The 18,216-nt window shown below is 59.0% G+C and carries 22 protein-coding genes and 2 tRNA genes; 12 read left to right on the top strand and 12 right to left on the bottom strand.

Going from position 1 to position 18,216, the window contains the following annotated elements:
- Nucleotides 1-205: 205 nt before the first annotated feature.
- Both AC1Q6D_RS31245 and AC1Q6D_RS31240 read left to right on the top strand, forming a co-directional pair.
- The gene (locus AC1Q6D_RS31245) at nt 206-460 is read left to right on the top strand and encodes a Pathogenicity locus (RefSeq protein WP_103406206.1); all 255 of its coding nucleotides are present in this window, start codon (nt 206-208) and stop codon (nt 458-460) included.
- Between the two features lie 617 nt (nt 461-1,077).
- Entirely contained in the window at nt 1,078-1,287 is a 210-nt protein-coding gene (locus AC1Q6D_RS31240) for a hypothetical protein (protein WP_103406205.1), read from the top strand.
- A 187-nt stretch (nt 1,288-1,474) separates the two neighbouring features.
- Here the strand turns inward: AC1Q6D_RS31240 and AC1Q6D_RS31235 are convergent, their stop codons facing one another.
- From AC1Q6D_RS31235 to AC1Q6D_RS31210, 6 genes are all read right to left on the bottom strand, one after another.
- Nucleotides 1,475-2,338, bottom strand: a complete 864-nt coding sequence (locus AC1Q6D_RS31235; RefSeq protein ID WP_103406204.1) for a sensor domain-containing diguanylate cyclase — start codon at nt 2,336-2,338, stop codon at nt 1,475-1,477.
- Between the two features lie 191 nt (nt 2,339-2,529).
- Entirely contained in the window at nt 2,530-3,045 is a 516-nt protein-coding gene (locus AC1Q6D_RS31230; RefSeq protein ID WP_103406203.1) for a DUF2514 family protein, read from the bottom strand.
- Nucleotides 3,042-3,575 (bottom strand): glycoside hydrolase family 19 protein, encoded by a 534-nt coding sequence (locus tag AC1Q6D_RS31225; protein ID WP_103406202.1) that lies wholly within the window; start codon nt 3,573-3,575, stop codon nt 3,042-3,044. The genes AC1Q6D_RS31230 and AC1Q6D_RS31225 overlap by 4 nt, the downstream gene beginning before the upstream one ends.
- Nucleotides 3,576-4,154: 579 nt before the next feature.
- A complete protein-coding gene (locus AC1Q6D_RS31220) occupies nt 4,155-4,454 on the bottom strand; it encodes a hypothetical protein (RefSeq protein ID WP_103406201.1) in 300 nt (99 codons plus the stop codon).
- A gap of 11 nt (nt 4,455-4,465) precedes the next feature.
- Nucleotides 4,466-5,272 carry a hypothetical protein gene (locus AC1Q6D_RS31215; RefSeq protein WP_146041521.1) on the bottom strand — a complete coding sequence of 269 codons (807 nt, stop codon included), beginning with the start codon at nt 5,270-5,272 and terminating at the stop codon, nt 4,466-4,468.
- Between the two features lie 394 nt (nt 5,273-5,666).
- A complete protein-coding gene (locus tag AC1Q6D_RS31210) occupies nt 5,667-6,260 on the bottom strand; it encodes a tellurite resistance TerB family protein (protein ID WP_256590376.1) in 594 nt (197 codons plus the stop codon).
- 87 nt (nt 6,261-6,347) lie between these two features.
- On the opposite strand from AC1Q6D_RS31210, the gene AC1Q6D_RS31205 reads away from it, so the two are divergent.
- From AC1Q6D_RS31205 to AC1Q6D_RS31165, 9 genes are all read left to right on the top strand, one after another.
- Nucleotides 6,348-6,662: a hypothetical protein gene (locus AC1Q6D_RS31205; protein ID WP_103406197.1), complete on the top strand. Its 315-nt coding sequence runs from the start codon at nt 6,348-6,350 to the stop codon at nt 6,660-6,662.
- Nucleotides 6,662-6,946, top strand: a complete 285-nt coding sequence (locus tag AC1Q6D_RS31200; RefSeq protein WP_103406196.1) for a hypothetical protein — start codon at nt 6,662-6,664, stop codon at nt 6,944-6,946. The genes AC1Q6D_RS31205 and AC1Q6D_RS31200 overlap by 1 nt, the downstream gene beginning before the upstream one ends.
- Nucleotides 6,943-7,239 (top strand): hypothetical protein, encoded by a 297-nt coding sequence (locus AC1Q6D_RS31195; RefSeq protein WP_103406195.1) that lies wholly within the window; start codon nt 6,943-6,945, stop codon nt 7,237-7,239. The genes AC1Q6D_RS31200 and AC1Q6D_RS31195 overlap by 4 nt, the downstream gene beginning before the upstream one ends.
- A gap of 66 nt (nt 7,240-7,305) precedes the next feature.
- Nucleotides 7,306-7,743, top strand: coding sequence for a hypothetical protein (locus AC1Q6D_RS31190; RefSeq protein WP_103406194.1), 438 nt, complete (start codon nt 7,306-7,308; stop codon nt 7,741-7,743).
- A gap of 67 nt (nt 7,744-7,810) precedes the next feature.
- Nucleotides 7,811-8,122 (top strand): hypothetical protein, encoded by a 312-nt coding sequence (locus AC1Q6D_RS31185; protein ID WP_103406193.1) that lies wholly within the window; start codon nt 7,811-7,813, stop codon nt 8,120-8,122.
- A gap of 52 nt (nt 8,123-8,174) precedes the next feature.
- A complete protein-coding gene (locus tag AC1Q6D_RS31180) occupies nt 8,175-8,669 on the top strand; it encodes a hypothetical protein (protein WP_103406192.1) in 495 nt (164 codons plus the stop codon).
- Nucleotides 8,670-8,705: 36 nt separating this feature from the next.
- Entirely contained in the window at nt 8,706-8,939 is a 234-nt protein-coding gene (locus AC1Q6D_RS31175) for a hypothetical protein (RefSeq protein ID WP_103406191.1), read from the top strand.
- Between the two features lie 36 nt (nt 8,940-8,975).
- Nucleotides 8,976-9,209 carry a hypothetical protein gene (locus AC1Q6D_RS31170; protein ID WP_103406190.1) on the top strand — a complete coding sequence of 78 codons (234 nt, stop codon included), beginning with the start codon at nt 8,976-8,978 and terminating at the stop codon, nt 9,207-9,209.
- On the top strand, nt 9,209-10,348 hold the full coding sequence (locus AC1Q6D_RS31165; protein WP_103406189.1) for a tyrosine-type recombinase/integrase: 1,140 nt from the start codon (nt 9,209-9,211) through the stop codon (nt 10,346-10,348). Before AC1Q6D_RS31170 ends, AC1Q6D_RS31165 begins: the two co-directional genes overlap by 1 nt.
- Before the next feature lie 113 nt (nt 10,349-10,461).
- Here the strand turns inward: AC1Q6D_RS31165 and AC1Q6D_RS31160 are convergent.
- Nucleotides 10,462-10,538, bottom strand: a tRNA-Val gene (locus AC1Q6D_RS31160).
- 183 nt (nt 10,539-10,721) lie between these two features.
- Between AC1Q6D_RS31160 and AC1Q6D_RS31155 the strand changes: the two genes are divergently transcribed.
- Nucleotides 10,722-12,005 (top strand): NAD(P)/FAD-dependent oxidoreductase, encoded by a 1,284-nt coding sequence (locus AC1Q6D_RS31155; protein ID WP_047531210.1) that lies wholly within the window; start codon nt 10,722-10,724, stop codon nt 12,003-12,005.
- A 52-nt stretch (nt 12,006-12,057) separates the two neighbouring features.
- Here the strand turns inward: AC1Q6D_RS31155 and AC1Q6D_RS31150 are convergent, their stop codons facing one another.
- The 5 genes from AC1Q6D_RS31150 to AC1Q6D_RS31130 form a co-directional block, all read right to left on the bottom strand.
- On the bottom strand, nt 12,058-13,029 hold the full coding sequence (locus AC1Q6D_RS31150) for an XdhC family protein (RefSeq protein ID WP_103406188.1): 972 nt from the start codon (nt 13,027-13,029) through the stop codon (nt 12,058-12,060).
- A 1-nt stretch (nt 13,030) separates the two neighbouring features.
- Nucleotides 13,031-14,266 (bottom strand): c-type cytochrome, encoded by a 1,236-nt coding sequence (locus AC1Q6D_RS31145; protein WP_103406187.1) that lies wholly within the window; start codon nt 14,264-14,266, stop codon nt 13,031-13,033.
- Between the two features lie 2 nt (nt 14,267-14,268).
- Nucleotides 14,269-14,808, bottom strand: coding sequence for a (2Fe-2S)-binding protein (locus tag AC1Q6D_RS31140; protein ID WP_007982256.1), 540 nt, complete (start codon nt 14,806-14,808; stop codon nt 14,269-14,271).
- Nucleotides 14,801-17,632 carry a xanthine dehydrogenase family protein molybdopterin-binding subunit gene (locus AC1Q6D_RS31135; RefSeq protein WP_103406186.1) on the bottom strand — a complete coding sequence of 944 codons (2,832 nt, stop codon included), beginning with the start codon at nt 17,630-17,632 and terminating at the stop codon, nt 14,801-14,803. Before AC1Q6D_RS31135 ends, AC1Q6D_RS31140 begins: the two co-directional genes overlap by 8 nt.
- Nucleotides 17,633-18,138: 506 nt before the next feature.
- Nucleotides 18,139-18,215 (bottom strand) — tRNA-Asp (locus AC1Q6D_RS31130).
- Nucleotide 18,216: the final 1 nt, after the last annotated feature.

Here is an 18,216-nt window from a genome sequence, read left to right as displayed (position 1 = left end):
GTTGGATGCAATTCAACGATCACAGTTCAATGTAGCTGGAACTGATTTTTATTCAGTTTTTCATCAATGCTCAAGGCATGAAGACCAGTCTGCGCGACGACGGTGACAGCTACTGGTTTTTGCATTATTTATTCAGCAGCCTGCCGACTTTAACCACAGCGTTGGGCCAACTTAATAGGGCCCACTGATCAAAAGGACTTCACGGATGCCATTTTCACTGGAAGAAAGAACCGCTCTTTTAGCGCTCAAGGGGGTAGGCCCGGCTGTCATTGCCCGGCTTGAACAGATGGGGATCGAATCGCTTGCCGAACTCGGCACATCGAATGTTAGTGACATCCTGGCCCAGGCATCCGCAGCGTCAGGCTCGACATGCTGGAAGAATAGCCCTCAAGCCCGGGCTGCCATTACCGCGGCAGTCGAGTTTGCGAAAGGCTCAAAGCTGCCCTCCTCACTTCGCTGACCTCACCTGCAGCCACAGCGAAGAGAAACAAGGACATTGGAGTCATAAGCGATCACGCCATCTTGATAGGCCGTGATCGTCATGACCGGTCATCCACTGGATAGATCTCGCGACCTTCTGCGGGTCCACGAGACCAAGACGGGTACAGCGATAACCAAGCAGCACTCATGAACGCGAAAGCCCACCTGAACGCATGACGTGATGATCACTGACCCAAATTACGCTCACGGCTCATTGGCGCTTTGAGGCGGGAGTTCTGCAAACGTTATGCAAAAGTTTTGAAAATCCAAGACAACAAAAAAGGGCCCACCTTTCGGTGAGCCCTTCTAGACCGCCCAGCAGAGCGGATTTTGTTTGGTAGGCGCGATTGGACTCGAACCAACGACCCCCACCATGTCAAGGTGACCCCGAAACTGACACAAGCATTTGATCTATAAGGAAAAATAGGTGCTTTTCAACAGGTGAAAAACCGCTACATCACCCTATAAGAATCAATAACTTAGCGTTGTATATTCCTACAGTAGTTACCCCCTCCCTGGCGTTCTGCCGACTGAATACCCTCCATCCAAACCAGCTTACCGACTGCTACGCTTTCCTTGTCCACGGAGGAAAAGCACATGCCAAACTCAGACCTACTCCCTTCCCTGCTCTTCAAGATCAATGAAAACCAGCTTGCCTTGGAAGCCGCCATCATGGAGCTCTCGAACTGGGTCGAGCAGCGGGGCTCGGCCGATGTTGCCGATAACATCCGCGGCGCCCTGGTCGCCATCGACCGCAACGAGGAATTCATTAATATGACGCTCGCGGTCATGATGACCCCGGAGTGAGCATGGACAGCACGCGTTGTGCGGATTAGCTGGCGTATTCAAAAGGCGCTAGACAAGGGGTTTCAGCGCTTATTGAGACCCCTTAGAGGCCCTCAAGGGAACATCAAGTGGTACAGAATCTGGTACGAGATCCATCCCTTCTCACGGCGTCCTGCCGACCGAACACAATCCCAAACCCTGTAGCTCGTCACCCAGCTGCAGAACAATGCCTTTTTATCCGGTACATATCGCCATCCGCATGGCGGAGCAGAGTATCCGCGTCTTCCCCGTCCGCAGGATAAAAGGCCACACCGATACTGCAGGACGGCATTTTGATCCCGCCAAATTCAGCGCCCAGCGGCTCGGCCATGATCGCGAGAATTTGCGCCATCTTCTCGGAAACGGCGCTCTCCGACTGGATATCCGTCAATAGAACAGTGAATTCATCACCGCCCATCCGGGCCACCGTGTCTGTCTCACGTACGCAGCCTTCCAGCCGTCGTGCAATCATACAGAGCACACGGTCGCCCGCTGCATGTCCATGGACATCATTGATACCCTTGAAGTCATTGATATCCAGAAACAGCAACGCCAGAGTGCTGCTGTGGCGGTGTGCCGCTCGCAGGGCCGAGTCCAGTCGATCATTGAAAAGTGACCGGTTGGTCAGTTTTGTAAGCGGATCATGATGGGCGAGGAAGCGTAATTCCTCCTCGGCCTCACTGAGGGCCGTCACGTCCCGCGCGACACCGATCCGCGCACCCACCTCCTCGGACCAGAAGGCCGCCCATAGGATGTGTACGATACTTCCATCCTTGCGAATATAACGGTTGCGGAAATCAATGTGGGGTTGACCATTCATGACCCGGATAATGGAGGCGCGCGTGGCCGCCAAGTCGTCAGGATGCATATAGTCAGTGATCAAGGTGCCGGTCAGCTCCTCGGCACGGTAACCGAGCAGTGCCTCACAGGCATCACTCACAAATTCAATCTGGTTGTCCCTATCAACCACGAAGACCGTGTCCAGCATCAGGTGGATCAGTTTGGGGTAGAGCGCTTGTAGGTCAATGGGCATAGGTCAGAAGCGTCCGGTTTATATAGCTTGATCATAGCCCGATCGCGAAGGACGCCGGCAAGGAATCCTGCAGACTTCATAGTAGGTATACGCAAAGTCAGATATCAGTTCGCTTCGCCAATATAATGCGCACAGGTCATTACCGCTACCCAAAGACTGAGGGCTCTCAGTCCTCAGTCGCCGGCGGCACGCTAATTTTCCCCGAGTGAAAGGTAGGCCTGTTCGCATGTCAGTCCTCGGGCCCGGGCTTGGTCAGCAACTTCAGCCAGTTCGCCCGCTCGCTGGTCAGCGCGCTTGAGCACGTCGGCAAGCACCATTGCCGCGCGGGCAGCTGCCTGGCTTGCGGCGGCAGTGCAGGAATGGCCGCTGGCATCACTGGCTGCGAGCCGAGCGGTAAGGTCGTCGACTGCCCCGCGCAGGCCGTCAGCAGAAGCGCGAGCGGCAGCAGCATCAGCCGTGGCTTGATCGATGATGCGTTGGCCATCTTGAACCGCCTTATTGATTGAAAGTTGTCGGGCTTGCTCCAGGGCGCGCTCGGCGGCCTCGTTGTCGGCTTTGGCCCTGCTGTCCCGAACATCGCGATCGCTCCAGGCTGATTGCCATTCAGCATCCTTCACTGATAGCCCGTGGTCGTAGGCGCCATACAGAGCGCCGACGGCGAGAGCAATAAGCAGCAGGATCGCGCCGGCTTTGGCATAGGTCGTCATGCCAGCACCGCCGTCGCCTTGCTCCACAGCTTCAGCCGATCAACCTGTCCGTTGAGTCCGCCATTGATCCGCCGGGTGATTTTTTCGAAGTCGCCAGCATCAGCCAGGGTGTTCAGTCCATTGGTTGCCCAGAACCATGCCGCAGACAGGCAGGCGTTCTTCGGCTTCTCCAACAGCTCAGGCTGGTTGATCAGGTCGAGGCCCAGGGCTTCGCCGCACGCCGCATAGTTCGCCCGTCCGGTGATCTGGATCAGGCCGCGCCCGCGATACTTGAAGCCATCGCCCTGGACGGTGTTGCCCAGATCCTTGCGGCCTTCGTACTTGGCCTGGGCGGGAGTCGGTCCCCAGATCTCACGGACGTAGATCAGCTGGCCGGACTCATGTCCGATCTGGGCAATGAATGCGGCCACTCGTTTGGAGCCGACAATCTGGAACCGGCCCATCGCGGGGTTGAGGACGGGAACAAAAACGCCGGCTTTGGCGCCGGCGCTCGGGAGGATCTGCAGCAGTTGCTGCGTGGTGATGGGCATACTTTTCTCCAGGCGAAAAAAAGCCCGCGCAGTGGCGGGCTTCTCTCATAATAATTTTCAAAGGCTATTTATAGGGCGCCCCATCCAGGCATGGACAATAGACCTGAGTACGCAGCGTACGAGGCGTACACAAATCCCGCGAGTAACAATCCAGAAAGTACGGCGACAAAAAATCGATACATCCTCACTCCTTGTTGAGTTTCGACGGCCTTCCTAATGGAAGCATGGCGATGTGATTTTGCCCGGCTATCCCTTGAAACTCACCGTTTATCTGGACTGGGATCCGCGCCATGTTCTCCCGTATTAAAGGGTGCGGGAGAAAATAGAAACCCTGGCGACTGCGAACCGCCGGGGTTTTGCTTTTATATTACCGCTGGTAGGATTTGCGCCACGTTCCCCTGCGGTAGAGCTGGGAAAATAGAAGCCCTGGTGATTACAGCTCACTGGGGCTTCGTCTTTTCAATCCCCAGACGAAGAAAACCCCGAACGGGTCGGGCATTCTCCAGGCACAAAAAAACCGCTCAAGGCGGTCGGTTGCGTAGCGGATCAGTCATCAGTGGCGCTGGTTTCCGCAGGCGGTCACGCAGCAATCGAACCAGTCATATCCGGATGTACCATCACCCACTGGTAGGCCTTCTCAAGAAAGTCAGGACCTGCTTGAGCCTCGATTTCAGCGAGAGGGACGTGATAGCGACGGAAGTCCACTTCTTTGGTGTCTTCGTCTTCTGGTTGGGCGGCGTAACCCACAACATCGATGAGTACGGAATGACGAGGGTCTTCTTGACGTTCCCGAGAGACGCACGCTGTAACGATGCGGAAGTAAGCGCCTGCGAAGGGAATACCGAAGTTGGAGCTGGTGAGGTCGATTTGAATTGCCATAGTTTGGCTCCTTAGAGATAAGTGACTTCGGTGGTCCAGACGGTGGCCGCCCAGGCAATGTTGGTGGAAGCGGCGCCGGTCACGGCAATGGACAGGCCGCCGCTCACACCATCAGCTGAGACATTGCAATCCCATGCAGCATCGTCTTCATAGAGGACGTTCTTGGTGGAGCTCTTGATTACGGTAGAGGCTGCGCCGGGACCTCGGCGGATGACCCCGGTGAATTCGTAGCCAGCAGTTTTCGAACCATCCCCAACTTTCTGCATGGCGACGACTTGGATTCGGAACGTGAAGGTTGAGTAGTCCGGCAGAATGACTTGGTTTGTGGAAGACCCAGCAACCCCATCACTGGTCAAGACTGTGGGGGTTGCATCGGTCGTCTTCCTTCGCAGGACCATCTTTCCGGCCTGGGCATCGCCGGCAACGGAGAACTGCCCGGATGCGAAGGCCTTTTTGCCATACTTATCCGCTACAGCATATGCACCAGAGGCCTGAGAATAGATGCCGGACGCTGTATTACCAAATCCACCCAGAGCTGTTGAATACGTGCCTGATGCGATATTCAGCCGACCGCCCACTGCGACTGAGTTGCCGCCGGATGCCAAAGCTCGATCACCTATGGCGATACTACTTGCACCTAGCGCCCCATAACTCGACGTGTTGTTACCAATCGCCGCGGCGAAGCTGTCGACGCCCGAAGCGTAGGAGCCGCCGAGGGCCATGGCGCCGGCGCCTGTTGCTACTTGGGAGCCTGTGCCAGCGGAGTTGTTACCAATCGCAGCTGAATAGGCAGCCGCCGCAGAGCTGGCAAAACCCATCGCAATTGCCGCCGTATTCGACGCCGCTGCACCAGCACCGATAGCGACCGCAAGGTGAACTGTCGCCGAGGGACGTGAAGTCGCCGGAGAAAAGTTCTCCACGTACCCCCGTATTGCCTTCTTACTACCAGTCTGCCAACTAACTCCGTCGCAGATAACCTGTACACCTTCACCCCTGCCCAGTCTCAGGGTTGCCACACCGTCAATCGTTTCTGAGGCGTTAGGGTCAATGGTGATGGTATCGGTATACAGCCAACGAACGGGGCGTATTTCGTTTCTCTGTCAGTCTGGTAGCCGTAGTAGGAGCAGATGCCGCGATTGATGACGCTGTTGGCAATGACTGCCAGGGCGATGGCTGCGGCAGAGATGATCAGCGCCTGCCTTGAGCGCTGCCTCACGCCTCAATACCGAAGTCACTGAGGCGCAGACCGAAGTGAAGCCCGATCTCTTTCAGCACGACCAGTTCAGCCGGTTCGATTTCACCGTCTGCCTGGGCGATGGCGATCATGTTCACGAAGGCTTCTTCTGCGTCCTGCTGGCAGTTCTTCACGTCGGCCAGTTCGCGCTTGATGGCGAGTCGGCCAACTTGAAAGTTCGCATTCAGCTGTGCGGTGAAGCGATTGATGGTTTCGGTGATTTCGCTACCGAAGTGGGACAGGCTTGGGTTTGCGCGAATCAGCTCGTCGAGCTTCGAGACTTCGGAAGGCTCAATCTCGCCATCCGCTGCCGCTACCAGCAGCCCGCCACCGACGAACTGCCAGCAGTTGCGATCCTGAACAGCGACCGCAAAGCGAAATTGCAGGCCCGGTGGCGTGAAAGCGATGTTCACCGCGACCTCAATTTCTGGGCCGAATATTTCTTCCAGGTGAAAAACTCCCCGTTCCTGACCGGCAAGGTTCCTGGTCGCAACGGTGCCAAAGCATTCCGCGCCACGTTCGATTGGCTGATCGCCCCGAGCAACTTCGTCAAGGTTGAACAGATAAAACATTCCATATCCACCTCCGTTTGTTGGTCGTTCAACTGTAGCTGATCCCCCACCCTCCACCGCCCGGGCATGCCCCGGCTAGGACGCCCCATGCCCACAGAAAACAAACCGGCCGCGCCCTTCGGCCCAAACGGTCGCACCTTCCATATTCATCTGAGCGTGCGCGGTGCGCTGCGCGACTTCAGCAAACGCCAGCTCAAAGGAATGTTTAGCATGGAGGGTGGCCGCGACTGCACCGCAGAAGAGGCGAAGGATCATCTGCTTGAGTGCTTAGCACAGGGCAAAGAAGTGCTCCCGATGGGGCCACCCTGCGAGGGCTTCGACTTTGCGGGCGGTGGCTGCCCTGGCCACGACATGCCACCAGTCGCGAATGCCCATGACCTGGTATCGATGGAGATTGCATGATGAGCGAAGTTCATCGCTACACCGTTGTGACAATGCTTTCTGAGGGCGGTAACCGAATCGGCTACGACCCTCACGGGCCAGAGGTTGTCATGGCTTCCGAATTCGACCGGGTCACCGCCGAGCGTGATGGCCTACAGCTGAGCCTGACCACCGCAGACCAGACCATTGACGATCTTCAGGCCGCAATCGCTCGACGTAACCGGCGGATTGATGAGCTTTCGGCAGAAATTGCAAAAGCGCGGCAAGGCCCGTGCAAGATGATCGTCGGGGACGAACTGCCATGACCCACAAATGCTACCGGCGCGATCCGGACGTAAAAGCCGTTACCGACCTTGTGACTGATGAGCAGATGCAGGGTGCCTTCCAAGGCACAAACTTCGGCCACACTGACTTTCGTGGCCTGCTCGGCCAAGGCTGCATCAAAGCGCTGGCCGGCTGGCACCAGGGCCACACGCTCACCACCATCCTGGACGAGCTACGCCTGATCAGCTGGAACAAGCAGACCAGCAAAATCAAGGTCACCGCCAAAGGGCGCCACTACATCTGGCTCGCCTTCAAAGGTCGCCCCGGCGTTTAGGTCCAGAACGCAGTAACTCCCCCCCCTTCAAAGTCAGCCGCTAAAGCGGCAAGGACGCGCTCGACCATGGAAAAGAAAAAGCTCGGCCCGGACCATTATCGCTACGTTGATGAAATCGGCCCCGATGGCCTTGAGGTTCATTGCATCACCTATCAGGTGATCGGTGAAACCGCGCAGTGCTGGTACATCGCCGATGACTACACGGTGAACATGATCAACGGCTACCAGCACAGCTGGACCGCTGAAGCCGTGAAGAAGCGCCGCAAGCGCGTATCGAAGGATTCCGGCGGCAAGCGGTTCGCCTACCCTGACAAGGCGCATGCTCTGCGCTCCTACAAGATCCGCAAGTCGCGTCAGCTGGGGCATGCCGAACTGACGTTGGAGCGCGCCCGGGCGGCTCTTGGCTACTTCGGTGATCTGTCCGTGACCAATGAGGCGCCCGTCACCGACAAGCTGATCATCCCGAACGAGCACATCCAGGGACTGGGCTGGGGGTATTGCTGATGATTTTGCTCACAGCGCCAGCCCTCACCTGGTCCGCCTGCGTGTACTGCTACAAGGGGCAGCGGTGATGAGTGCTGAGATCTTTGAATTCCCGGCGCGCGCCAGATTGCACAACCGAGTAGTCGAGCAGAACCAGGCTCAACGCAAAAAGCTGGCGGACTGGTTCCGCACAATCGCGGCACACGTCGAAGGCAACTACGTAGAGCGCGAGCCACTGGCGGCAATGATCGTGCTGAGCGGTGCATCTGGCGACGAGGTCCTGCATACCGGCTATGGCGACCACGAACAGGTCAGCCTGCGGCAGGCCGGATACGCGGCGCAGAAACTGGCAACGACGCCATTCGCCCGGCGCGGCGGCAACTTCTTCGACCGCTACTAACCCCCTACCAGTAATCAACAGCCTGCCGGTGAACGGCGGGCGAGGATTCGCTATGTCCGCATTAAACCGATTCCACGAAACAGCCAGCCATGCACTGGAGCAGATCAGCACCAGTCTGCCGCCGGGCGCCAAAATCTGCCTGGCCATCTACACCCCCGAAAAGCCAGAACTCGACATCGTCCTGCAGGACAAAGGCCTGGACCTCAACGAAGTACTTTCCACGCTGCGCCGGCGCGGCCTGAGCATCGACGGCGACAACGCCTACAAGCGCGACGTGCTTGATTCAGCTGTGGGAGCGATGGCCTTCGGCGTGCAGAACAGAAACCCGCCACCGGCCGGGCATTGGGGTCAGCGCTTCTGGGATATTGGCCGGGAAGAACGCGCGCTCTGCGAAGAGCTGGTCGCGGCGCTGAAGCTCACCCGAGAGAACCTTCGTGCTTGCCAAGCAACCATCCACCTGTGCGGTGGTTTCGATCCAGCCTATGTCACCGAGGCCCAGGCGGCGATGAAGATCGCTGACGCTGCCCTAGCCAAAGCCACCCAATAACCAACTTCTGCCGCCACGCGCGGCATGGAGCAACTCATGCCCGCAAAAGAAATCGGGGAAGCCGTAGATGCAAAGTGCTCTCCCTGCGGCAGTCGCAACATTCAGATTACAGAAGAGTTTGTCGGTAACGACCAGTACGAGCTTCGAAGTGGCAAGGTGGTCGAGATCACTCCCACCGCGCTCCTGGATACAACTGGCCGAACTCATGGCAAATGTCGTCAATGCGGCCACACCTGGCAGTTCCGAAAAAACCCGCTCGCGACCAATTAGACATTCACGGCCCCGGACGGGGAATAGGACACCAATATGGCAAAGGTCATAGCTCAGATCACCGCCCGACTGCCGCGACTCATGGAAGCAGGCGAGTATCGGAAACTGCGTTACGCCGGCGGCAAGCCGAGTTTGCAACAATTGAAAAAATGGATTGAGGAAGGCGAAGTGGTTGGAGAAGTAAAAGGCGGGATGTATTTCGTGGACCTGCAGGCGGCCGTGATTGGCTCAAACGATCCGTTGCTCGCCAAGATGATGGAGGTGGGCTGATGGCTCCCCCGCGCGCCCGAACCGTTAAAAATCGTGATCTACCGGCCAACCTGTACCCGAACGGGAAATATTGGCAATACAAAAACCCGATCACCGGCAAGAAGACCAGCATCAACAAGCCAATGGCCGAGGCCATCAAGCTGGCGAACGCCGCCAACGCCAAGCTGCTCCCGCTGCTGGCCGATGACGGGTCGTTGCTGGCCATGATCACCGGTGACGCCGCGCCGAAGTTCACTCGCTGCCTGGAGCGATTTGAGGATGAATGGCTTACCACAAGGTCTTACGCCGCCAGCACGCTGAAGGAAATCAAATTCAAGCTGGCCCGGTACCGCGAGGACCTGGGCGATTTGATGATGGGGCAATTGGATGTGCTGACAATTGCCGAATACCTGGACGGCTTCGAGAACAACGCTTACACCAAGCACCGCGGCCTGCTGGTCCAAGTGTTTGCGTTTGCCGTGGCCAAGGGCCTGTGCGAACGCAACTCGGCGGAGCTTACCCTGGTGAAGAAGGAAGCTGAGAAGAAGCGCCAGCGCCATACGGTCGAGGGACTGAACAAGATTTTGGAGTATGTCGGGACGCCGATCTGGCTGAAGCGCGCCATTCGGCTCGGATTGCTGAGTCTTCAGCGGCGGGAAGATATCGTGGTGTGGCCGAAATCGGCCGTGGACCTCGAGCAGAACACTATTAAGGTGTCGCCCGGGAAGACGCAGAACTACGAGAAGCCCGTGCACTTGGAGATTGTTATGGGCCAAGCATTACGCGAGGTAGTGATGGAGTGCATGAAGTCACCGGTCGTCTGCCCGTACCTAATCCACTACTCGCCGAAGGCCCGTAAGCGTTCCCAATTGGATGCCAAGCTTCACTGGAATGCGGTGACGGCTGATTATCTGACCAAATCTTTTGCCCAGGCTCGGGACGATTCGAAAGCCTACGCCGACATTCCGGCCGGCGAGCGCCCTACTTTCCATGAGATCCGTGCGCTCGGCGCCTGGCTGTACGAACAGCAGGGTTTCGATCAGGAATACATTCAAGGTTTGATGGGGCATGCGGATGTGAAAATGACCGAGCACTACCAGGCAGGACACGGCGATGATGCGGTGGTTTATATGAAGGTGAAAGCAGACCTAAAAGTGTAGCGCGGTGGTCGTTTGCCCAAAATATTCCCAAAGTTTGCCCAAACGCCAGACAACAAAAAAGGGCCCACCTTTCGGTGAGCCCTTCTAGACCGCCCAGCAGAGCGGATTTTGTTTGGTAGGCGCGATTGGACTCGAACCAACGACCCCCACCATGTCAAGGTGGTGCTCTAACCAACTGAGCTACGTGCCTGCTGTGAGGCGGCATTCTACGGAATTCCGGAGGGGTGTCAACACCTTTTTTCGAGCTAACCCTATGAATATGCAAAATATTTAATTTTGCTGCTGCAAAGAAGATTTTCCGGTGGCTGGCGGTCGTTTTTTAACTCGGGTAGGATCAACACACTCGTAAAATATATTAAACAGAGGCTGCAGGATGGCGCACACCCCCTACCCAGAGTCCTACTACGCCGCATCGGCCAATGCGACCCCACCGCGTCCGGCTTTGCAGGATGACGTTGAGACTGATGTCTGTGTGATCGGCGCCGGTTATACCGGGTTGTCCTCGGCTCTGTTTCTGCTGGAGAACGGCTTTCGGGTAACGGTGCTTGAAGCGGCCAAGGTGGGTTTCGGCGCTTCGGGACGCAACGGCGGCCAGATCGTTAACAGCTACAGCCGCGATATCGACGTGATCGAGCGCAGTGTCGGCCCCAGGCAGGCTCAGTTGCTGGGGCAAATGGCGTTCGAAGGTGGGCGGATCATTCGTGAGCGAGTGGCCAAGTACAACATCCAGTGCGACTTGAAGGACGGTGGCGTGTTCGCTGCCATCACCGCCAAGCAGATGGGTCACCTGGAATCCCAGAAGCGCTTGTGGGAACGTTTCGGGCACACGCAGCTCGAGTTGATGGATCAACGGCGTATTCGTGAAGTCGTGGACTGCGATCAGTACGTCGGCGGCATGCTCGACATGAGCGGCGGGCACATTCATCCGCTTAACCTGGCGCTGGGCGAAGCAGCTGCGGTCGAGTCGCTGGGCGGCACGATCTACGAGCAATCGCCGGCAGTGCGCATCGAACGCGGCACGAACCCGGTGGTGCACACACCGCAGGGCAAGGTCCGGGCCAAATTCATCATCGTGGCGGGCAACGCCTACCTGGGCAATCTCGTACCCGAGCTGGCCGCCAAGTCGATGCCGTGCGGCACACAGGTCATTACGACTGAACCCTTGGGCGATGCATTGGCGAAAAGCCTGCTGCCCCAGGATTACTGCGTCGAGGACTGCAACTACCTGCTCGACTACTACCGCCTCAGCGGTGACAAGCGCCTGATTTTCGGCGGCGGCGTGGTGTATGGCGCGCGCGACCCGGCGAACATTGAAGCGATCATTCGACCAAAAATGCTCAAGGCCTTCCCGCAACTCAAGGACGTGAAGATCGATTACGCCTGGACCGGCAATTTCCTGCTGACCCTGTCCCGCCTGCCTCAGGTCGGACGGTTGGGCGACAACATCTATTATTCCCAGGGTTGCAGCGGCCATGGCGTGACCTATACGCACCTGGCGGGCAAGGTGCTGGCCGAGGCATTGCGCGGTCAGGCGGAGCGCTTCGACGCCTTTGCCGACCTGCCGCACTACCCGTTCCCTGGCGGCCAATTGCTGCGCACACCCTTTGCGGCATTGGGCGCCTGGTATTACGGATTGCGGGACAAGTTCGGGTACTGACCGCCAGATATGAAAAGGGCCGCTTGATGCGGCCCTTTCTTTTAATAGCGCTTCAAAGTCGATCCCGTGCAATTCCACTGCGAATTCGCAAGATATCTGCCAGCACGGCCAGCGCGATTTCCGCCGGCGTCTTGCTGCCCAGCTTCAGACCGATCGGTGCGTGAATCCGCGCCAGCTCAACATCACCCAGCCCGCCAATGCGCCGCAGCCGTTCGAAGCGCTTTTGCGATGTCTGCACCGACCCCATCACACCGATGTAAAACGCCTCGGTGCGCACCGCTTCCATCATTGCCAGGTCATCGATGCGCGGATCGTGGGTCAGTGCCACCACCGCCGTATCGCTATGGCAGCCGCCATCGGCGATGAACACCGAGGGCAATTGGCGACGGATCTCCACGCCCTCCAGCACCACGCCTTCCAGCACCTCGTCGCGCGGATCACAGAGGATCACTTCAAAGCCCAGGCCCACGGCAAACTCCGCGCAGGCGTGCGCCACGCTGGAATACCCGGCCAGCAACAAACGCTGAGCCGCGCCGATGCGCAGTCGGACCCGGTCGATCTCACGCTCGACCCGCACGCCCTGCTCGCGATCATCGAACAGACTGCGCGCGCCGCTGGCCAGATCGACTTCGCGGATCAACCGGCGTCGACCCAACAGCGCCGCCTCCAGTTCCCGCAAATGCGCCTGCTCCTCGCAACCGGGCTCGAGCTTCTCCACCAGCACATCGAGCACGCCGCCACAGGGCAGGCTCACCCGCGAGCGCGGGTCATCGCCTTCGCCGTAGCGAACGACGCTGACCGCTTGCTCAAAGGCGCCCTCGGCGACGCGCTCAAGGAAGTCCTCCTCGACGCAGCCGCCGGACAGCGATCCGATCCACAGCCCTTCGGCATTCACCGCCAGCAGCGAGCCCGGCGCTCGGGGCGCCGAGCCGTAGGTGGCGAGCACGGTGCACAGCCAGACGCGCTGACCGGCCGCCGACCACTCCAGAGCCCGGCGCACCACTTGCAGGTCGAGATGCTGCATGTCAGTGCGCCTTGTGCTCGAGCGGCGAAGCTTCTGCCCGCAGCTTCTGCACGTCGTTTACCGCCAAGTCACCCGATTGCCCGCCCCAGCCCTGACGCAGGTAGTTCAGCAGATCAGTGAGCTGCTCCTGACTGAGCTTTTGGGCAAAACCCGGCATCGGTTGCATGTGTTCGAACCCGGTAAATTTCTGTTCGCCGATACCATCGTCGATCACCCGCACCAGGTTGCGCGGATCTTCCAGGCGCAGCGTTGTGTTGCCGCGCATGGCCACGGCGACGTGCGGTTTACCTTCACCACCCACCGCATGGCAACCGGCACAAACATTCAAATATTCCTGACGCCCGCGCTGGGCACTCGCAGTCAATTGCTCCAATGGCACATCGGTCAGCACTTTTTCCGCCGGTGGTTGATCGCCGAGCAGGAAGGTCGCCATGGCTGCCAGGTCCGGGTCATTGAGGCCTTGGGTGCTGTTGTGGAACACCGGGAACATCTCGTTGAACATCGTGCCCTGGGCGCTCATGCCGTGTTTGAGGAACGAGCTCAGGTCCTGATGACTCCACCCCCGAGCCGCCAGGTCAGTGGCCAGCAGGCTCGGCGCGAGATAGCCATTGAGCAGACCGCCGGTCATGCGCTTGTCCTGTTGCATCGCACCAGGCAAGCCGCGTGGGGTATGGCATTCGCCGCAGTGCCCCAGCACGTCGACCATGTACTGGCCGCGCTTCCAGGCTTCGCTCTTGCCTTCAGCCGGCGCCAGCTTCACATCTTTGCCGTAGAGCATGTTCCAGCCCGTCAGGCCCAGGCGGACGTTAAACGGAAAGCTCAGGTGGGTTACCGGCGCGGCGCGCTCGATGGGCTCGACAGTCTTCAGGTACGCATGAATCGCGTCGGAGTCCTCGCGCGGCATCAAGTGATACGAGGTGTACGGCATCGCCGGGTACAGATTCGCGCCGTCGCGGCGCTTGCCTTCCGTCAACGCGGCGAAGAATTCGTCATCGCTGTACAGGCCGATACCGTGCTCTTTGCTCGGGGTAATGTTGGTGCCATAGATGGTGCCGAACGGCGAAACGATCGGCAGACCGCCCGCGAACGGCGCGCCACCCGGCGCGGTGTGACAGGCCATGCAGTCGGCGGCGCGGGCGAGGTATTCGCCGCGTTTAACCTGATCATCGGCATGAACCAAAAACACCGGCGCAGCCAGGCCGACCGCCAGCGCCAGGCGGGTAAGTAGTTGCTTCATGTTTAACCCTCCTTGACCAGGCCGAGATCGGTGAGCACGTTGCGCGTGGCGCTGTAGTAGCGCACGTACCCGGTGCAGCGGCAGATGTGGTGGCCAAGGCTGTCCTCGATGACCTTTTCCAATTGGCTTTTGACGATGGGCTGGCGCTGCAGCTTTTCCACCAGCACGGTCGCCGCGTTGACGAAACCGGGCGCGCAGTAGCTGCACTGGAAGGCGAACTCGTCGACGAAACGCTGCTGGATCGGATTCAGCTCGGTGACCTTGCCCTGCTCGTCGCGGGTCGCGTGACCTTCGATGGTCCGTACTTTCTTGCCTTCGAAATAATGCGCGCCAGTGATGCAGGTGCGCACTTCTTCGCTGGTGCCGTCAGGGTTGTCGACGATGACCACACAGGCATGGCAAATGCCCTGGCCGCAACCCAGGCGCGAGCCGGTAAGGTTCTTGTATTCGTGCAGGTAGTCGATCATCGGCAGGTCATCAGGGATGTCCACCGGGCCGACGGATTGACCGTTGAGGGTCAGTTGAAGCGGACGGTTAGCCATTGAGTGCCTCCTTGATGCGTGCAGAAGTGATAGGCAGGTCGCGTACGCGCTTGCCGATGGCGTGGGCCACACCGTTGCCGATGGCACCGACCACCGGGATCATCACCACCTCGGCGATGCCCTTGGACGGGTCGCTCGGCGACAGAGGCGGCAGGATTTCCGCAGTCTGTTTCCACACCGCCACGTGGCGCGCCATTGGCAAGCGGTAACGATTGAAGTTCCAGTCACCCTCCCCCGGTCCGCCTTCGTACAGAGGCATTTCTTCCATCAGCGCATGGCCGATGCCCATGGCGATGCCGCCTTCGATCTGGCCCTTGACCAGCTCCGGCACCAGTACCCGGCCGCACTCGACCCATGAGTGGTGGTTGAGCACTTCGACTTCCGCCGACCCCTTGTTCACTTTCAACTCGACCAGTGTGGCGACGGGGCTGTAGTAGGTCACGGCTGCGTTGTTCAACTGGGTCGCCGGGTAGGCGATGTTCTGCCGATCCAGCAAATGGAAACCGGCGCTGTTCATTTGCGCCAGCTTCGCCTTCGGTGCACCGTCGCCGTACTTGACCGCCAGGCCATCGAGCGGCAAGCGCTCACGCACGCCATCGATGCTGAACTCGGCCTCGGCCCAGCTCCAGCGGTTGAAGCCGTGCACCGTGGCAGCCGTCACCAGACCACGCTCGTGAGCACGCTTGGCCAGCACTTCGAACGGCAACGGCTCCATGCCGTTGGCGGTCAGTTTGCCGTCGACCCAGTGAGCGTCCTCGCGGCGCACCACATACGGGTTGGCCTGGCCGCCATAAGGGCCCTGGCGCCAGATCTCCAGCGCCGCCGGCCACAAACCGTGGTTGAACAGCACGCGTGCCGCTTCACGGGTGGCGTGGCTGAAGTAGTAGGCGGAGTTGGTCGCCGACGAGGCCGAAGCGATTTTGCCGACCCAGCGCGGATTGCGCAGGAAGTTGTCCTGCTCGGCCTGGCTCATGATGTAAGGGTTGCCGCCGGTGATCAGCTGCATCTCTTTCCATTCGGTTTCGCCGGTCTTTACTTCGTGCGCCGGGTTACCGAGGAAATCGGCCACGACCATCGCTTGCGAAGTCGACATGCCGGTACCGATTTCGATGCCGATGTGACGCAGGGTGATGCGGCCTTCGGCAGTGAATTCGATGCTGGCCATCGGCGCTTCGGAGCCGGTGCCGAAGTCTTTCTGGCAAATGGCGAACCCGATGCCATACCAGTGATCCGGATCAGCCGCCTCGCGCTGCTTCTTGATCGCGTCGCGGTTTTTCCAGACCTCGTGAACCGCCGCCTTGTCGAGAATCTCGTGCAGACGCAACGCCCCTGCCGGCACTGCGCCCTGGGTGTTTTTCATGCCCGAACGCAGGGCGTTTTTCTTGCGCAGGTCGATGGCATCGACGCCCAGCCGACCGGCGATTTCGTCGACCATCATCTCGGTCGACGCCATGCTCTGCAGGGTGCCATAGCCACGCATCGACCCGGCTTCAACGGCGCGGGAATGATAGGCCGTGACCTGCAAATCGTTCTGCGGCATGTAGTAGATCGATTGCGCCGCCGTGGCCCCCACCGCCGCCACCGAAGGGCTGTAGTTGACCCGTCCGCCACCGTCGACGCTCATGTCGGCGCGGAAAATCTTGAAGCTGTGATCGTTCTTGTCCACCGCCAGCTGATAGCGAATATCGAACGGGTGACGCTTGATGCCGCTCTGGAATTGCTCGTAGCGGTCGTTGGCCAGACGCACCGGCACACCGGCGCCGTACAGCGCTGCCAAGGCGGCGTAATAAACGAAAATGTTGTGGTCTTTCGAGCCGTAGCCAACGGTGTAGCCCGGGTGCATGTTCAGGTTCGCCAGGCCGAAACGCGACGGCGCGATCATCTTCGCGGTCTCGGTTGCAGCTTCCAGCGGGCACTGGTTCGCCACCACGAAATGCAGGGTCTTGGTCGCCGGGTCATACCAGCCGTTGCCGTTGTCCGGCTCCATCGCCGCCGGTTCGATCGACGGGGTCTTGTAACGCTCGTCGAACACCAGCCAGTTGTCTGGCGGCGTCTCGAGCTGTTGCTTCATGCGCTCGGCGTAGAACAAGCCGCGCTCAGTCAGGTTACCGTGCAGGTTCGGTTGGGAATTCCACACCGGACGGCGATTGCGCAGCATCGGGAACAGGATCGAATCCTTGAGGCTGGCGAATTCGTCTTCGTCCGCCGAGGTCGCGCCGCCCACCCGCACATAGCGGAAACTGCCATAGGGATCGCCTTCGTAGTACGGCACTTGGGCCCCGTACCGAATCGCCTTGTCATTGAACTTGAGTTTGGCCTTGGCTTGGCGGAAACGCTCGAAGTCATTCCAGATAAGGATCGCCACCGGGTGACCAATGAACATCGGCACCTTGCCGGCTGGCAACAATGGATCGGGAGCGTGCTCTTCCGGGAAGACGATGCCGTCCTTGACCAGATCCTCGGCGGTGACGATGCGGTCCGGCTGCAGGTCGGCACCGAGCCATGACAGATCGTAACCGTCGTAAATGCGATCAGCCTTGACGGTTTTCAGCAGCATCGCGTGGCCTTGTTGTTGCGGCCAACCAGGCATGTCCCTGGAACGGATATCACGGGCAAAAACCTTGCTGCCGCAGACCTTGGACAAGGCATCGTTACGGGCACGCGCCTTGCCGTTGTTGCCGAGCCATTGCTCGGATGGCACGGTCACGCTGTTTTCCATCAAGGCGGCCAGCGCCTGACTGCTGAGCGGTGTAAGCGTCACGCTCACACCCGCTACCAGCCCGCCCTGAAGGAACGAACGCCGGGATATTTCACGGTTGGACATGGATCATCCTCTGGGCGGTTATGGGGATCCGCCCTTCTGGTTATGTACTGGAAATCTCGAGTCTTGCAGAAGCCCTTCCTTGACGCTGCAAAGGGCTGTAGTGGCAGTGCAAAGCTGACCGAAAGGTTAAGTTTATAGGCTTATGCGCTCGCGGCAAATAACCAGATACAAAAAACTGACCAAAGAATCAAAAAACTGCGGCTTTGCACCACAGCAGACCACCGGCCGAACTGACATCTACTCTCCCTGCAAGAGCGAGCCTGCTCGCGAATGCGCCCTTCTAGCTGATGTAAATTTTGAATGTGCCGACGCCTTCGCGAGCAAGCTCGCTCCTACAGGGATGTGCACTGGATATAGGGTTGCAGCCAGGAGGGAAACAGGAGAAAGGTCAAATTTCAGACACAAAAAACCCCGGTCTTTCGACCAGGGTCTTTGCTATCGACTCGAAGTAGCGCAGTTGGCTTTCTTCGTAGCTCCAAGGCGTTCAGTGGGCCTCGGAGCAGATATGGCGCAGCGGACGGGACTCGAACCCGCGACCCCCGGCGTGACAGGCCGGTATTCTAACCGACTGAACTACCGCTGCG

This window comes from Pseudomonas sp. MT92 (assembly GCF_058792515.1).
This window is presented reverse-complemented; position numbering and strand designations above follow the sequence as displayed.

What these genes read in the sequence shown, in the direction of transcription:
- AC1Q6D_RS31225 (WP_103406202.1), bottom strand. Translation starts at nt 3,575, where the DNA reads ATGCCCATCACCACGCAGCAACTGCTGCAGATCCTCCCGAGCGCCGGC.
- AC1Q6D_RS31180 (WP_103406192.1), top strand. Translation starts at nt 8,175, where the DNA reads ATGTCCGCATTAAACCGATTCCACGAAACAGCCAGCCATGCACTGGAG.
- AC1Q6D_RS31150 (WP_103406188.1), bottom strand. Translation starts at nt 13,029, where the DNA reads ATGCAGCATCTCGACCTGCAAGTGGTGCGCCGGGCTCTGGAGTGGTCG.
- AC1Q6D_RS31235 (WP_103406204.1), bottom strand. Translation starts at nt 2,338, where the DNA reads ATGCCCATTGACCTACAAGCGCTCTACCCCAAACTGATCCACCTGATG.
- AC1Q6D_RS31145 (WP_103406187.1), bottom strand. Translation starts at nt 14,266, where the DNA reads ATGAAGCAACTACTTACCCGCCTGGCGCTGGCGGTCGGCCTGGCTGCG.
- AC1Q6D_RS31240 (WP_103406205.1), top strand. Translation starts at nt 1,078, where the DNA reads ATGCCAAACTCAGACCTACTCCCTTCCCTGCTCTTCAAGATCAATGAA.
- AC1Q6D_RS31165 (WP_103406189.1), top strand. Translation starts at nt 9,209, where the DNA reads ATGGCTCCCCCGCGCGCCCGAACCGTTAAAAATCGTGATCTACCGGCC.
- AC1Q6D_RS31140 (WP_007982256.1), bottom strand. Translation starts at nt 14,808, where the DNA reads ATGGCTAACCGTCCGCTTCAACTGACCCTCAACGGTCAATCCGTCGGC.
- AC1Q6D_RS31245 (WP_103406206.1), top strand. Translation starts at nt 206, where the DNA reads ATGCCATTTTCACTGGAAGAAAGAACCGCTCTTTTAGCGCTCAAGGGG.
- AC1Q6D_RS31170 (WP_103406190.1), top strand. Translation starts at nt 8,976, where the DNA reads ATGGCAAAGGTCATAGCTCAGATCACCGCCCGACTGCCGCGACTCATG.
- AC1Q6D_RS31135 (WP_103406186.1), bottom strand. Translation starts at nt 17,632, where the DNA reads ATGTCCAACCGTGAAATATCCCGGCGTTCGTTCCTTCAGGGCGGGCTG.
- AC1Q6D_RS31205 (WP_103406197.1), top strand. Translation starts at nt 6,348, where the DNA reads ATGCCCACAGAAAACAAACCGGCCGCGCCCTTCGGCCCAAACGGTCGC.
- AC1Q6D_RS31230 (WP_103406203.1), bottom strand. Translation starts at nt 3,045, where the DNA reads ATGACGACCTATGCCAAAGCCGGCGCGATCCTGCTGCTTATTGCTCTC.
- AC1Q6D_RS31190 (WP_103406194.1), top strand. Translation starts at nt 7,306, where the DNA reads ATGGAAAAGAAAAAGCTCGGCCCGGACCATTATCGCTACGTTGATGAA.
- AC1Q6D_RS31215 (WP_146041521.1), bottom strand. Translation starts at nt 5,272, where the DNA reads ATGGGTTTTGCCAGCTCTGCGGCGGCTGCCTATTCAGCTGCGATTGGT.
- AC1Q6D_RS31175 (WP_103406191.1), top strand. Translation starts at nt 8,706, where the DNA reads ATGCCCGCAAAAGAAATCGGGGAAGCCGTAGATGCAAAGTGCTCTCCC.
- AC1Q6D_RS31210 (WP_256590376.1), bottom strand. Translation starts at nt 6,260, where the DNA reads ATGTTTTATCTGTTCAACCTTGACGAAGTTGCTCGGGGCGATCAGCCA.
- AC1Q6D_RS31195 (WP_103406195.1), top strand. Translation starts at nt 6,943, where the DNA reads ATGACCCACAAATGCTACCGGCGCGATCCGGACGTAAAAGCCGTTACC.
- AC1Q6D_RS31200 (WP_103406196.1), top strand. Translation starts at nt 6,662, where the DNA reads ATGAGCGAAGTTCATCGCTACACCGTTGTGACAATGCTTTCTGAGGGC.
- AC1Q6D_RS31155 (WP_047531210.1), top strand. Translation starts at nt 10,722, where the DNA reads ATGGCGCACACCCCCTACCCAGAGTCCTACTACGCCGCATCGGCCAAT.
- AC1Q6D_RS31185 (WP_103406193.1), top strand. Translation starts at nt 7,811, where the DNA reads ATGAGTGCTGAGATCTTTGAATTCCCGGCGCGCGCCAGATTGCACAAC.
- AC1Q6D_RS31220 (WP_103406201.1), bottom strand. Translation starts at nt 4,454, where the DNA reads ATGGCAATTCAAATCGACCTCACCAGCTCCAACTTCGGTATTCCCTTC.